The organism is Mesorhizobium opportunistum WSM2075 (genome assembly GCF_000176035.2).
GTDB classification, from domain to species: domain Bacteria; phylum Pseudomonadota; class Alphaproteobacteria; order Rhizobiales; family Rhizobiaceae; genus Mesorhizobium; species Mesorhizobium opportunistum.
Window position 1 is genome coordinate 2,613,576 of record NC_015675.1, and the last position, 14,510, is coordinate 2,628,085.

The window sequence follows — 14,510 nt, forward strand, 5'->3', positions numbered from 1 at the left end:
ATGACGATCTCGCAGAAGACCCTTGAAACGACCCACGGCAAGATCGCCCTTCGCGAGACCGGCGGCAAAGGCACCGCCGTGATGCTGATCCACGGCAACTCGTCCTCCAGCGCGGTCTTCCGCAACCAGCTCGAGAGCCCGCTGGGCGAGCGCTACCATTTAATCGCACCCGATCTGCCGGGGCACGGGGCATCAGGCGACGCGATCGATCCGGAGCGCTCCTACAGCATGGAAGGTTATGCCGATGCCATGACCGAAGTGCTCGGGCTGCTCGGCGTGGACAAGGCGATCGTCTTCGGCTGGTCGCTCGGCGGCCATATCGGGTTGGAAATGATCGACCGATTTCCGGGCCTGCTCGGCTTGATGGTATCAGGCACCCCGCCTGTTTCGGCCGAGGAGGTCGGCAACGGCTTCAAGTCGAGCCCGCATATGCACCTTGCCGGGCAGGAAGCCTTCACTGCCGCCGATGTCGAGGCCTATGCGCGCAGCACCTGCGGCGAGCCGTTCGAGCCCTTCCTCCTCGACACGGTCGCGCGCACCGACGGACGGGCGCGGCGGCTGATGTTCGAGAAATTCGCGGCTGGCACCGGCCGCAACCAGCGCGAGATCGTCGCCGGCAAGACGCCGCCGATCGCCGTTCTCAACGGCATGGACGAGCCTTTCGTCAACACCGATTTCGTTGCCGCGGTGAAGTTTTCCAACCTCTGGGAAGGCAAGGCTCATCTGCTCGACAGGTCAGGCCATGCGCCGTTCTGGGATTCACCGGATCGTTTTGACCCGATCTTCGCCCGCTTCCTGGCAAGCGTGGATCAGGCATAGATCAGCCGGAAGGCCGACGCCACCGACCGGTCGCCATCAACCAGGATTGGGCTCCGAGAAAAACCTCGCAGAGGCGCAAGCCTTGCTGGCCGACTTGCACTGAGATGGATGTGCCGATATCGCCATTTGCACGGGCGGCTCGCTCATGATCCAGGGCGGCGATAGAGTCCAGGGCCGTCGCCTTGCAGTTGGAGCGCCGAATGACCGTACTCACACGCCGCCGGCTTTTGAAAACCGCCGCCGTCGCCGGCGTCAGCGGCGTCGGGCTTTCCGCCATCGGCCGGCTCGGTAGCTGGGCAGCCGCCGCGCCCGAACCGGTGGTGCTGCAGACGGCCAAAATCCAGACGAAGCTGATGGACGGCGGCCTGACCAGGGATGTACTGACCTATGGCAATGCCGGGATGCCGCCGGTGCTCAGGATGAAAAAGGGCGAGCCTTTCGCCGCACGCCTTGTCAACGCCATCGACGACCCGACGACCATCCACTGGCACGGCATTCGCGTGCCGAACAAGATGGATGGCGTGCCCTTCCTGGTCCAACCCTACGTCTACACCGGCGACCATTTCGACTACGCCTTCACGCCGCCCGACGCCGGCACTTTCTGGTATCACCCGCATTGCAACACGCTGGAGCAAATGGGCCACGGCCTGACCGGTGTGATCGTGGTCGAAAACCCCGGCGATCCGAAATTCGACGCAGAGTTCGTCCTCAATCTGCGCGACTGGCGCCTTGGCGACGACGCCCAGTTCATCGACCAGTTTCGGCCGCGTGATGCCGCGAGAACCGGCACCTACGGCACGGTGCGGACCGCGAACTGGCTCGACCAGCCGCAATATGATGCACCGGCGGGTGGGCTGGTGCGGCTGCGCGTCGCCATCACCGACGTCACCCGCATCTATGCCTTCCGCGTCGACGGGGCCGAGGCGACCGTCATGGCGCTCGACGGCAATCCGGTGCCTGAGCGTTTTTCGCCCGATGCCTTGCTGCTTGGACCGGGACAGCGCATGGAACTCGCCATCCGCATGCCCGACGACGAGGGCGCGATCGTCAGCCTGCGGGATGTCAGGGGCACCAAGCCCAAGATCCTCGCCAACCTGCGCGCGACCGGCGGCTCGCTCAAACGGGACGTTCGTGACATTGCTCCGCTCGAGGTCAATCCGGTGAAGGAAGTGGATCTCACCGCTGCCCAGCATATTTCCCTGGCCCTCAGCGCCACGGCCGAAAACGTCCCGAGCGACAGCATCTGCGGTTCGCTCGGCTACAGTTTCTGGGCCATCAACAAGGTGCCGTGGCCGGGTGATACGCCGGATCCGACGGCACCGCTCGCTGAATTGAAGCTGGGCAAGAGCTATGTCATCGACATGGAGAACCTGACGCCGCAATCGCATCCCATGCATTTGCACGGCATGAGCTTCAAGGTGCTGTCGTCCTCGACGCGCCAGGTTCAGCCGCTGATTTCGGACACCTATCTCATCCAGCCGAACGAGAAGGTTCAGCTTGGCTTCGTCGCCGACAATCCCGGCGACTGGCTGCTGCACTGCCACATCATCGAGCACCAGAAATCGGGAATGACGAGCTATGTCAGGGTGGTGTGAAGCCACATCAGGCGGTTTCGTTGGCAAGGGAGGGCGGTTCCCTGCTATTGCCGCCTCTAGATCACGAACCATGGACGCGCCAGCATGACCAATGTCGCCCTGACCGGGCTTGCCCGCGATCTCGCCAGGCGTGCCGCCGAGGGTCGGCCGGTGCGCATCGGTGTCATCGGCTCGGGCGAAATGGGCACCGATCTGGTCACCCAAGGCATGCTGATGCCTGGCATTTCGGTTTGCGCGATCTCGACCCGGCGCCCGCACACGGCGCGCGAGGCCATCCGCATAGCCTATGGCGATGAAGCCATGGCGGTTGAAGCAAACACCGCGTCCAAGGTGACCGCCGCGATCGAAGCGGGAAAAATCGCCATCACCTCCAACGAGATGCTGGTGACCAATCCGCTGATCGAAATCGTCATCGACGCCACCGGCAAGCCCGGTGTCGCTGCCGATTTCTGCCTGTCAGCGATGGAGCACGGCAAGCATCTGGTGATGATGAATGTCGAGGCCGACGTCACCATCGGCTGCTACCTCAAACAGCAGGCCGACAGGCTTGGCGTCGTCTATTCGGTCGGCGCCGGCGACGAGCCGTCGAGCTGCATGGAGCTGATCGAGTTCGCCTCCGCGCTGGGCCTGACCATCATCTCGGCCGGCAAGGGCAAGAACAACCCGCTCAACCACGATGCGGTGCCTGACGACTATCGCGATGAAGCGATCCGCCGCAACATGAACCCGCGCATGCTGGTCGAGTTCGTCGATGGCTCCAAGACCATGGTCGAGATGTGCGCCATCGCCAACGCCACCGGTCTGGTCCCGGACGTGCCCGGCATGCACGGCCCGAAAGCCGACCGCGACGACCTCGTCAAGGTACTCATACCACGCGAGGATGGCGGGTTGCTGTTGAAGAAAGGCGTCGTCGACTACACGATCGGCAAGGGCGTCGCGCCCGGTGTCTTCGTCATCGTCGAAGCGACGCATCCGCGCATCCTCGAGCGCATGGACGATCTTCATATCGGCCACGGCCCCTATTACAGCCTGTTCCGGCCGTACCATTTGACCTCGCTGGAAGTGCCGCTGACCGCCGCCCGCATCGTGCTCTTCGGCAAGCCCGACATGGTGCCGCTGCCCCGGCCGGTCGCCGAAGTGTGCGCGGTCGCCAAGCGCGATCTCGCGGCCGGAGAAGCCTTCGATGCGATCGGCGAGACCTGCTACCGCTCCTGGACCATGACCGTCGGCGAAGCCCGTGCCCAGCGCGCCGTCCCGGTCGGCCTGCTCGAGGGCGGCAAGGTGCTGAAGCCGGTCAGGAAAGGCGAATTGCTGACCGCCGACAACGCCGCGCCCGACCACACGACGAGGCTGTTCGCCTTGCGCCGGCTGCAGGACGAGATGCTGTACGGTGGCGCTGAACTGAATCAAGAAACAGGCCGCACGCTCCTGTCAGAACGATTGGCTGCAATCGCTGGCAATCTCAGGACCAAAGGTAGCGAGGGTGGCCGGCTGTGAACAAGGATGAGATCGACGACATGTGGGGCAATCCCTGATGTCGAGCATCGGCGACGTTCGACGGGCGGCTTACTTCCCCAACTCGATCGACCGCAGCCGCGCTGCCTCCACCGCCTGCGTCAGCAAATTGGTCAGCCGGTCCTCGCCCATCAGCACGGCAAGCGCCGCGGCTGTCGTGCCGTTCGGGCTGGTCACCTGTTGGCGCAGCAGGCCGGGTTCCTCGCCGCTCTCGGCCGCGAGCGAGGCGGCGCCATAGACGGTCTGCATGGCGAGCAGCTTGGCGGTCGCCGTCGGCAGGCCGGCCTTCTCGGCGGCGACGGTCAGCGCTTCGATGAAGTGGAAGATGTAGGCCGGTCCCGATCCCGAGACGGCGGTCACCGCATCCATCAGCCCCTCGTCTTCGATGGTGGCCACTTCGCCGCTGGCCGACAACAGGTCGGCAACGAAACGCTTGGCACCATCAGAGACGAGCGGGTTGGAGAACACCACCATCATGCCCTTGCCGATCGCCGCGGGCGTATTCGGCATGCAGCGCACGATCGGCGCGCGGTTGCCCAGGACTTCTTCGAACGTGGCCACGGGCGTCCCGGCGGCGATGCTGACGAAGGTCGTGCGGCCATCGCCGAAACGCTTGTAGGCGGCGGTGACGTCGCGGATCACCTGGGGCTTCACCGCGATGACGACGAGATCAGGCACGGCATCGGCGGGAACAGCTCCGGCATCCGCCGCGGTGCCGCAGCCCAGTGCGGCGGCGCGGTTGCGCAGGTCGGCATTGGGCTCGACCACGAAAACCGCCGAAGGTGCAAGCTTGCCGGATTTCAGCCAGCCCGAGAGCATGGCGTAACCCATATTGCCGCAGCCGGCGAGAACAAGCCTGATCGTCATCGAAAGCCCTCCGAAGCAAGGCCCTGACATAGACGCTCGCGGTTCTCTGGGGAAGCCCCTGTCAGGCCGGGCGGGAGGCGTTGCGCACCGCGATCGGCCGCAACGACACCTGCCTCAGGCCAAGCACGCCGAACACGAAGAACAGCCAGACCGGGTCGCCGCGATGGAAGAAGAAGCTTTCGAGGAAAGCGTTGAGCGCCGTGAACAGGACTACCATCATGAAGAAGTCGCCGAGGAAGATGTTTTCCTTGCGCAGCGGGATGCGCATGTAGTCGCGCAATGGCGCGATGAGGAAGGTGTAGACCGCCACGCAAAGCGCTGGAATGCCCATCAGCACGGCGATGTCGAGATAGCCGTCATGGCCGTGTACGATGGTTCGGATGTCCCAGGGACGGTCGAAGGGCTGGTCCTGGTTGAGCAGCAGCGGTGTGCCCCAGAAGCTTTCATAGCCGTAGCCGGTCCATGGCTTCTTCGCCAGCATCGAGCCGGCGAACTCCCACAGCGTCGTGCGCCCCGTATAGGTGAGATCGGGAAAATAGATCGCCGCCAAATGTTTGACCGGCGGCAGGAAGACGATGCCCAGCGTGCCAACCGCCGTGGCGACGATCGCCAACGCGAACAGGATCGGCGTCCCGAGCCGCATGCCTATCAGGCTCGGGAACATCACGATCAGGATCGAGAACGGCACCAGGCCGGCGGTGGTCTTGGACCCGGTGTGCAGCATGAAGATCATCGCCGCGCAAAAGATTGCCGCACCCCACCAGCGCTGCCCGCGCCGGTAGAGATAGAGGCCCGCGAAGCTGAAGCAGGCCATGATCGGGCCAGCGATGTTCTTGTGAGTGAACACGCCGCGCCACAGGCCCGCGTGCTCGGGCTCTTGTGAATCGGCGGTGTGCATCGCCTCGTGCGGAAAAACGATGAGGCCGAGATAGGAAAGGCCCATGACCACGACAGCGGTGAAGATGATGACCTTGGAGATGGCTTCGGCATCGCGCGGCAGCACCAGGATCGTCGCCATGGTCAGGATGCCGATCATGGTGAAGGACGCGGCGCGCATGGCCGAAGGCGGGTCCGTCGCCAGCACCACCGAGAGGAAAAAGAAGCCCAGCATCAGCATCCAGGACGGGCTGAGCAGCGAGCGAACGATGCGCGGATCGGCGAAAGCCATCAGCGAGAAGATCGAAATTCCGCCGAGCGCTCCGAAGCCGAGCTGGTTGACGATGTCGCCGCCGTCACCGGTGAGTTCGGCGCCGGCTGGCTGGAACGGGCGAAACGACACCATGATGACGGTGAACAGAAGCGCCGCGATCGCGGTCGCCACGCCGTCACGCGTGAACGCGGCGCTGAGCGGCGCGCGCTCAGTTTTTCTCGGGCTGGCGATACTGCTCATTGGCATATCCAAATTCGGCCAGCACGCGGCCGAGCGCCACATGAATGGGATAGATGGCGATCGCCGGCGATCCTGTCCGCGCCAGCCGGATCAGGCCGCGAAACGGCGAGGCGGCAAGCAGCGCCAGGCTCTTCGCAAACACCTTGGCTCCGGCCATCGGCGTGCCTGCACGTTTCTTCTTCTCGACCAGCGTCGAGATGACGCCGTTGCGCAGGCTGCGCGCACGGATCCAGTCGACTTCGACACGCCGCGCCGGGACGATCTCCCGCACTTCCGCTTCGGCGCACCACCCCAGCACGAAGCCTCTCTGCGCCGACCGGCTGAGGAAATCGGAATCGCCGCCACCCATGAAATTGAATTTGAGATCGAGGAAGGGCGGCGCCATGGCGGTAAGCACGTCGCGCCCGACCAGAAGATTGCCGGACGAATAGAGCGCCGGCACCCGGCCGGTCTCCCGGTAGGGAGGTGCAAAGACCGGATGTTCGGCCCATCGCGCATGGGAAGGATCGGCAAAGACAGGCACCTGCGGGCCGCCGACGATATCGGCGCGGAGCGTTTCGGCTGCTCGGCACATCCGTTCCAGCCATTGCGGCTCGGCGATCTCGTCATCGTCGATGACCAGCAAATGCCTGAAGTTCGGAAAGTGCAGGATCGCCGTCTGCCATCCCGCATTGTAGGCGCTGCAATTGCCGCGCTCATGCGCAATGATGACCATGCCCGGTATCTCGCCGCGCTCGAACAGTGGCAGCACTGCCTTGGCGCCTTCACGCGCCTCGGCCTCGTTTTCCATCACGATGACGGCAAAGCGCCTGCCGGTCCGCTGCGCCCGCAGCGATGCCAGCGTTTCCAGCACCTGTTCGGGCCGTTTGAAGGTCGGCAAGGTGACGACCGCTTCGACAGCCTCCGCGTCAAGCCGGGGAGACCGTCCTGCGATCGATACCGAACCGTCCGATGGCAAAGGGATCATCCGTGTCCAGCCGCCTAGTGAGTTGGGTTCTGGTAGCATCACGGTGATAAGGTTTCGTTAATCACCTTGCACGGAGAAGCCCGCCGGCTATGGGCTTTCGGCCGTTGATCGTGCTCGCTTAATCAAGGGTTCACCGCGCTTTGCTACCGGCTACACCACAGGATAGGTGAGATGCATCTGCTGTTCGCCACATCGATCGTGCCCGATGGCGCTCCCGCCTCCGGTTACGAGATCGCCAACGCTGCAATCATCGCCGCCTTGCGGCGCGCTGGCGCGCGCGTCACGGTCATCGGCTTCATTTGGCCGGGGAGGGCCGCGGCCGATCCGCAAAACACCGTCGTGCTGGGTGCCGTCGACGTGCGCACCGAAAATGCCTCCGCACTGCAAAAGCTGGCCTGGGTCGGCAAGGCGATGCTTTCGGGTCTTACCTTCGCGTCGGTCAAATTGCGGGCGGTGTCCGACAGCGATGTTCTTGCCGCCATCGAACGCGCCGGCCCCTTCGACGGCTATGTACTGAACTCCGTGCAGTTCGCCGGCGCTTTCGAAAAGCTCTTCGAAGACCGGCCTTCGATCTTCGTCGCCCACAATGTCGAGCATCTTTCGGCACGGGAAAATGCCGCTGCCGTCACCGGCATCTTGCAGCGCCTGTTGTTTCGCCGCGAGGCAAGCCTGCTCGAGGTCGTGGAAGAGCGTCTCTGCCGCCAAGCGCGCTTCGTCTTCACGCTGGCCGAGGAAGATCGTGCAGCCCTTGGCGTTGCCTCCGATGACCGCTCGGCGGTGCTTCCGCTGGTAACCGGCGCCAAGGCCCGGAAAGGCCCGCGCCGCATCGAGTGTGACGCGGCGCTGATCGGCACCTGGACCTGGCAGCCGAACCGCATCGGCCTCGACTGGTTCCTGGATAAGGTGGTGCCGCATCTGCGGCCCGATTTCCGCATAAGGATCGCCGGCAGCATGCCGTCGGGCGTCACCTCGGCGCATCCGGGTGTCGAATTCGTCGGCCGCGTGCCCGATGCCCAGGCCTTCGTGCGCGCCGCCGCCGTCGTCCCGCTGATCAGCACCGCCGGCAGCGGCGTGCAGCTGAAGACCATCGAGACCTTCGAGCTCGGCCTGCCTTCGGTCGCCACCAGCCGCTCGCTGCGCGGTATCGATTATCGTCCCGCCAATTGTGTCGTCACCGACGATCCAGCCGGCTTCGCCAGGGCGCTGGAAGCTGCCGCAGCCGACATCCGCGACGTCGACGGCAGCGCGTTCCATCGCGAGCAGATCAGGGCGCTCGATGCCGCCATCCGGCTCGGCCTCGAAAAAATCGGAGTGGTCAGGCAGGAGGCGTTTGCATGAACATGCACACCTCCCGCGCCGCGTCCGGGCTCGACACGCTGAAGACGATCCTCGGAATCTCGGTGCTCGCCATCCGCTGGGATGATGCGATCGCCCTGCTGAACCGGCTGATCTCCGAGCGGCGCTTCACCAAGGTCAGTTTTCTCAACGCCCACAATGCCAACATCGCTTATACCGACCCTGTCTTTGCCGAGGCGCTCGACGATTTCCTCATTCTGCCGGATGGCATCGGCGTCGATCTCGCCGCAAAGCTGCTCTACGGCGCGCCATTTCCGGACAATCTCAACGGCACCGATTTCGTGCCGGCCTTCCTGCGGGCATCGACGAAGCCGCTGACCGTTGGGCTGCTTGGCGCCACGCGTGTCAACGCCGAGGCGGCGTCGGTCAAGCTGGCGGCCCTCGCCACGCAGCACCGCTTCGTGGTCATTCACGACGGCTATTTCTCCGCCGCGCAGGAACCGGAGATCATCGGCCGGATCGCAAGGCTGCGGCCTGATATGCTGCTGGTCGCCATGGGGGTGCCGCGCCAGGAATTGTGGATCGAACGCCACATCGACGAACGCCATTGCACGCTGCCGATCGCGGTCGGCGCGCTGCTCGATTTCCTGAGCGGCTCGGTGCCGCGAGCACCAATGTGGATGCGCCGCCTGAGGCTGGAATGGCTGTTCCGGCTGGCGGTCGAACCGGGCCGGCTCTGGCGCCGCTACGTGGTCGGCAATCCCTTGTTCTTGTGGCGGGTCGTCAAGCAGAAATGGTCGGGCGGCCAGGCTGTCGCGGATGCACCAGGAGAGCTCCGTTGAACAAGCGGTTCGTCCCAGATCCCCTTGCCGGCTCGGGCCTGTTGCCGAAGACGCCGGCGGCGGCGGTGGTAACGGCAAGCTACGCGCCGGATTTCGAGCGTTGCCGCCTGTTGTGCGAAACGCTTGACCGGCATGTCTCGGGCGCCGCGCACCACTACATCCTGGTCGAACATCGCGACGTCGCGCTTTTCCGTCAGTTGCAGACCAGCCGGCGCACGGTCGTCGATGAACGGGACCTGCTGCCGCGCTGGCTGCGCGCTTTCGACGATCCGCTCAGCCTGTTTCGTCGGCGCGTCTGGCTCAGCCTGAAAACGCAGCCGCTGCGCGGCTGGCACGTGCAGCAACTGCGCCGCATCGCGATATCGGCCCACGCCAGGGAAGACGTCTTGATCTTCTGCGATTCCGACGTTGCGTTCCTCAGGCCTTTCGACTGCAGCGCCTTCTGGCGCGACGGCAAGGCGCGGCTGTTCCGCCGCGACGGCGTGCTTGCCGATGATGTGCTTGCCGATGACGGGCATGACGAGCACCGCATCTGGTCGCGCAATGCCGGCTCGGCGCTCGGCATCGACCCGTCCAGAACATCGGCCCACGATTATATTTCGACACTGATCGCTTGGCGCCGCGACACTGTGCTGGCCATGTGCGGTCGGATCGAGAGGGTCCATGGCCGCGATTGGGTCGAGGTCATCGGCTCGGCGCGCCAATTCTCCGAATGCATGATCTATGGCCGCTACGTCGACGATCTACTCGACGGCGCCGGCCACTTTCACGGTTCGCAAGAGTTCTGCCGCGTCCACTGGACGGGCGAGGCGCTGTCGGACGACGAGTTCCGCCGCTTCGTTGCCGGCATGGCGCCGGAGCAGGTGGCGATCGGTATGCAATCCTTCATCGGCACCGATATCGGCCGCATCCGCCGTCTGATCGGGCTGGCTGAGGCATGATCCCGAAAAGTGGGAAGCGGTTTTCGGAAAAGATCATGCTCGGAACGAGCATGCCCTAAACCGGCTTTGCCGGCCTGCGCAGCGCCGAATAGGTCAGCAGCATCGACGCCAGATAGAGCAGCAGGAAGACGATGTTAAGCGACAGCACCAGCTTCGGCGTGTCGGCGATGGTGGTCAGCACATAGGTCAGCAGCAGCGCCTTCAGAGCGGCGAGCAGGCCGAGATTGAGCGCCCGCACCAGCGTCTGGCCGCGCGCGAACAGAAGCTCGGCCTGGTATTCGACCAGATTGCGCAGTCCCGGAACGCAGATCGCCAGCGCCACCAGCGGGGCGGCTTCGGAGACGTTCCTGCCGAGCGCGTTGGGGAAGAAGTGCAGCACGATGCCGAGCGTCAGCAGCGCAAGCGTCGAGACCGCGAACACACCGCCCTCGATGCCGCTCTTGACCGCCAGCCGTGACAACAGTTCGGGCGCGCGCATCATGCGCTGCACCAGCATCATCGAGAAGGTGCGGATCGGGATCGCAGTCAGGTCGACCAGCCGCATGATGATGGCATAGATACCGGCCAGATGCGGCCCGCCGATCGCCAGCACCAGAAGCTTGTCGAACTCCATCTGCAGATAGAACAGCACCTCGGCGCCGGCCACGTAGACGGAATCGGCGAGCCGCCTGAGATAAAGCTCGATGCGCAGCCGCAGCCGCTGGCGCGGATAGAACCAGCCGAAAGCCAGAAGCAGAGAGGCGGCATTGGCGCCGATATAAAACCACGACCATACCCAGACGCTGTGCTGCGCCGAGATCATGAACAGCACCGCGCCAAGCGCCCGCAGCGCCGTGGTCAGGATCGCCAGCAGGGCGGCGCGGCCGAACTTCCCCAGCCCGTTGTTGACGATCAGCGCCACCTCGACCGGCCGCCAGAGCAGCGCTTCGGCGAACACGATTGCCGAAAACACCGGCAGCGGCACGGTGTTGGCGAAGAAGATCAGGTAGACGCCGAACGAGGCCGCTGCCAGCAGCGGCAGCGAGACGATGCCGAGCAGCAGGAAGCCGGCGGTGAAGGTGCCGATCAGGTTAGGCCGGATGGTGGCGGTGCGGTAGAGCGCCGAAATGAAGCCGAAGGCCAGGAGCCGCGACAGCATCACCCCGGCGGCGGACGCTGTGGCGAACATGCCGAATTCGGAGATGGACAGCGTGTTGGCAAGCGCGATGAAATAGGCCAGCGAAAATACCAGCCGACCGCCGGCGCCGCTGATCGCCGAAAAATAGTCGCGGACCAGCCCCCGTCGTTCGGCCACGAAAGTGCCGATCCGGGCGAGGGTCCGCCTTTGCGGTATGTCGCTGGCCTCAGTCATGCGTCAAGGAAATGCATAGGTGGGAAAGCTTAACGTGCCGTTCTGAGGCTTTTGGGTGCGTTGGGAAAATTGTGCCGCCGGGCGGAGAAACGGCATGCCGGGCGGGCAAAATTAACGTTTTGTTTTCCATGCCTGTTTAGCGTGGCTTAACGAATGGCCAACGCCGTTCTGCAAGCCTCCAAGGGTAAAGCTCCAGGACAATGGCTGACAGGGAAAACCGCGAGGACTGGAAGCGTGAGCGTTCGCTGCTGGCGCTCGGCCAGGCCGTGCGCGGTGAGGACGATCCCGACGCATCCCTCGTCTCGATAGGGGACCGGGCCGATCCGTCATGGCGCGAGGATGCCGCCACGCGCCATCGTCTTGCCCGTTCACGGCGTCAGGCCCGCACGGATCCAACCTCGTCTGCCGACGTCGGAGCCGGGCGGTTTCTGCCGGACGAACAGCCGGAAGCGGCTGCACGGGAAGACGCTTGGCGTGCGCAGGACGACTATGGCGCCGGCAATCAGCCGGCACGCATGCCGCACGCAAGGATGGCTGCCGAGGAGGTTTCCGCCAGCGCCCGCTCTCATGACAGGTCCGGATCCCGTCGTGGCGAAGCGGATGCATCCTTTGGCGATCGCGGCGACGATCAGCAATGGAAGCCGCTGATCGATCCGATGCAGGTGGTGCGCGGCGTCGCCAGGTCGAAGCTGCTGATCATCACGACCACCCTGATAGGTGCCGGGCTCGGCATCGCCATCGCGCTGTCGACACCGAAGAAATATGAAGCCACCGCCGAACTCATCGTCGATCCGCGCGACCTCAAGCTCACCGACCGGGATCTCACCCAGAATGTGGTCGCCTCCGACGCCACGCTTGCCATCGTCGAAAACCAGGTCCGGGTGCTGACTTCGGGCACGGTGCTGAACAAGGTCGTCGACAAGCTCAACCTGGTGAACGATCCGGAGTTCAATGGAGAAGGGTCCGGCGGCCTCGGCATCAGGTCGCTTGTCCATTCGATTCTGTCGCGCGAGGATGGCCCGGGCAGTGTCGACGAGGTCCGTCGCCGTGCGCTCGCCGTCGGCAATCTGGCCGAAAGCCTTTCGGTCGAGCGCGGCGGCAAGACCTTCGTCATCACCGTCAGCGCGACCACGCAGAATGGCGAGAAATCCGCCCTCATCGCCAACACGATGACGGACGTCTTTCTCCAGACCTTCGGTCAGATCCAGTCCGATACCGCCGGCCGCGCGACGGACGAACTGACAGCAAGGCTCGATGAACTGCGCAAGGGCGTCGAGGCGGCCGAGCGCAAGGTCGAGGATTTCAGGGCCTCGCACGATCTTGTCGACGCGCAGGGCCACCTGATCAGCGACGACGAAATGCTGAAGCTCAACGAACAGCTCTCGGTCGCCCGCGCCCGCACGCTGGAGCTCAATGCAAGGGCGGCTTCGGCGCGCTCGGTCGACGTCAATTCCGTGCTCTCCGGCACCCTACCGGAAGAGATCAACTCCAACACGATGAGCGACCTGCGCTCGCAATATGCAACGCTCAAGCAGGAAGCCGACCGCGCCGCCATCCGGCTCGGGCCGCGCCATCCCGAACTCCAGGCCCTCGACGCACAGATCGCCGGCGCCCGCGACCGCATCGCCGGCGAATTGCGCCGCATCGCGTCTTCGCTGCAGGTCGACCTGAAACGCGCCGTCCAACTCGAACAGGATCTCTCTTCTCGCCTTGCCCAGCTCAAGGTCCGCAGCGGCGACGTCAACAACGACCTGGTGTCGATGCGCGAACTGGAGCGCGAAGCCACCGCCAAGCGCTCCGTCTACGAACAGTTCCTGCTGCGCGCCAAGGAGACCGGCGAGCAGAAGGACATCAACACCGCCAACATGAACGTCATCTCCAAGGCCTTTGCGCCGCTCGAGGCGAAAGGCCCGTCGCGGGCCGTGACGGCGCTCGCCGGCTTGCTGCTGGGCTTTGCCTCAGGCATTGGTCTCGGCGCCATGCGTGGCGCCTATGAAAGCTTGCGCGAGACCGCGACATCGCGCTCGCGCCGTGACCGCAAGGCGCCTCTCGAAGACCAGGCGTTCCGCGCACCCCCTCCGCCTGCGCCGCCAATGCCGGCAGTGCCCATGCCCCCGGCACCGCCTCCTCCCCCTCCGCCTGCCTCGCCGCCGCCCGCACCTATCGCGCAGGCCGAAGCCGTGGCCGAAGAACGGCCCGGGCGGATCGGCGCGCTGATGGCGAAGCTGCGCAACGCCATGTCCAGCAAGCCATCCGCCGAGGTGGATGATGACAACTCCAGCGAGTTCGCTGCCTTTGGCGAAGATGCGTGGCGGGCGAATGCCGCCATGCCTTCGCGCTATCCGAAACCGAATCCCGCCTTCATGCCGCCGCCGGGCGCGACGGCCTATCCGCGGCCGCCTTTTCAGCCAGGCTTCAACGCCGCCTATTCAGGGCCGATGGGCCCGCCGTCGCGGTCGCCCGTGATGCCGCCGCAGGCGAACTATCCGGCGCCCCCCTTGCCGTCCTATCCCCCGGCACCGGTGGGCCATCCCCAGATGCAGCCATGGCAGCCGCCGGCGGGCTCTCCCTACGCCCAGGCCATGGCGCCCTATGCCGGGCCGTATCCGCAACCGCAGCCGCAGACCTATCCGGCTCAGCCGCCGGCGGAGCCTCGTTCGCAGGTCGAGGAAAGCGCCGAACAGGCGCCGATCGAGGAAATTCGCGCCAGCCTGCGCGAGTTCCGCGAAGCGGTGCGCGAACTCACCGAGAGCCGCGCCCGCCGCCGCTACTTCTGAGCCATACGAAAATCGCTGGTGCCGAACAAAACCGTGCCGGTTTCGAGTAAACGGCATGAGACGGCGCTTTGACGGGATTGCGTGCTTGAATTTTCGTGAGAATGCCGCGCTTGCGCAAGTCGCCAAGGCATGCCTTTGGAACTTGATCCA

The 14,510-nt window shown here is 64.7% G+C and carries 11 protein-coding genes; 7 read left to right on the forward strand and 4 right to left on the reverse strand.

Annotated elements, in window-relative coordinates; genetic code table 11:
• The 3 genes from MESOP_RS12595 (at position 1) to MESOP_RS12605 (ending at position 3,911) form a co-directional block, all read left to right on the forward strand.
• Positions 1-819, forward strand: a complete 819-nt coding sequence (locus tag MESOP_RS12595) for an alpha/beta fold hydrolase (protein WP_013893708.1) — start codon at positions 1-3, stop codon at positions 817-819.
• Positions 820-1,019: 200 nt separating this feature from the next.
• Positions 1,020-2,414 (forward strand): multicopper oxidase family protein, encoded by a 1,395-nt coding sequence (locus MESOP_RS12600; protein WP_013893709.1) that lies wholly within the window; start codon positions 1,020-1,022, stop codon positions 2,412-2,414.
• Positions 2,415-2,498: 84 nt separating this feature from the next.
• The gene (locus MESOP_RS12605) at positions 2,499-3,911 is read left to right on the forward strand and encodes an NAD(P)H-dependent oxidoreductase (protein ID WP_013893710.1); all 1,413 of its coding nucleotides are present in this window, start codon (positions 2,499-2,501) and stop codon (positions 3,909-3,911) included.
• Positions 3,912-3,980: 69 nt separating this feature from the next.
• On the opposite strand, the gene proC is transcribed toward MESOP_RS12605, so the two are convergent.
• The 3 genes from proC to MESOP_RS12620 form a co-directional block, all read right to left on the reverse strand.
• A complete protein-coding gene (proC, locus tag MESOP_RS12610) occupies positions 3,981-4,796 on the reverse strand; it encodes a pyrroline-5-carboxylate reductase (protein WP_013893711.1) in 816 nt (271 codons plus the stop codon).
• A 61-nt stretch (positions 4,797-4,857) separates the two neighbouring features.
• Positions 4,858-6,186 (reverse strand): O-antigen ligase family protein, encoded by a 1,329-nt coding sequence (locus MESOP_RS12615; RefSeq protein ID WP_013893712.1) that lies wholly within the window; start codon positions 6,184-6,186, stop codon positions 4,858-4,860.
• Complete coding sequence (locus MESOP_RS12620) at positions 6,155-7,153, reverse strand: glycosyltransferase family 2 protein (protein WP_013893713.1); 999 nt, start codon at positions 7,151-7,153, stop codon at positions 6,155-6,157. Before MESOP_RS12620 ends, MESOP_RS12615 begins: the two co-directional genes overlap by 32 nt.
• Positions 7,154-7,324: 171 nt before the next feature.
• Here MESOP_RS12620 and MESOP_RS12625 point away from each other — a divergent pair, with 171 nt between their 5' ends.
• Genes MESOP_RS12625 through MESOP_RS12635 form a run of 3 tightly spaced genes read left to right on the forward strand, consistent with a single transcriptional unit; the run spans position 7,325 to position 10,232 of the window.
• Entirely contained in the window at positions 7,325-8,491 is a 1,167-nt protein-coding gene (locus tag MESOP_RS12625; protein ID WP_013893714.1) for a glycosyltransferase family 4 protein, read from the forward strand.
• Positions 8,488-9,291 (forward strand): WecB/TagA/CpsF family glycosyltransferase, encoded by an 804-nt coding sequence (locus MESOP_RS12630; protein ID WP_013893715.1) that lies wholly within the window; start codon positions 8,488-8,490, stop codon positions 9,289-9,291. The genes MESOP_RS12625 and MESOP_RS12630 overlap by 4 nt, the downstream gene beginning before the upstream one ends.
• Positions 9,288-10,232 (forward strand): DUF6492 family protein, encoded by a 945-nt coding sequence (locus MESOP_RS12635; protein ID WP_013893716.1) that lies wholly within the window; start codon positions 9,288-9,290, stop codon positions 10,230-10,232. Before MESOP_RS12630 ends, MESOP_RS12635 begins: the two co-directional genes overlap by 4 nt.
• 55 nt (positions 10,233-10,287) lie before the next feature.
• Here the strand turns inward: MESOP_RS12635 and MESOP_RS12640 are convergent, their stop codons facing one another.
• The gene (locus MESOP_RS12640; RefSeq protein WP_013893717.1) at positions 10,288-11,583 is read right to left on the reverse strand and encodes a lipopolysaccharide biosynthesis protein; all 1,296 of its coding nucleotides are present in this window, start codon (positions 11,581-11,583) and stop codon (positions 10,288-10,290) included.
• 200 nt (positions 11,584-11,783) lie between these two features.
• Between MESOP_RS12640 and MESOP_RS12645 the strand changes: the two genes are divergently transcribed.
• Positions 11,784-14,360 carry a GumC family protein gene (locus MESOP_RS12645; protein WP_013893718.1) on the forward strand — a complete coding sequence of 859 codons (2,577 nt, stop codon included), beginning with the start codon at positions 11,784-11,786 and terminating at the stop codon, positions 14,358-14,360.
• The last annotated feature ends 150 nt before the right edge of the window (positions 14,361-14,510 follow it).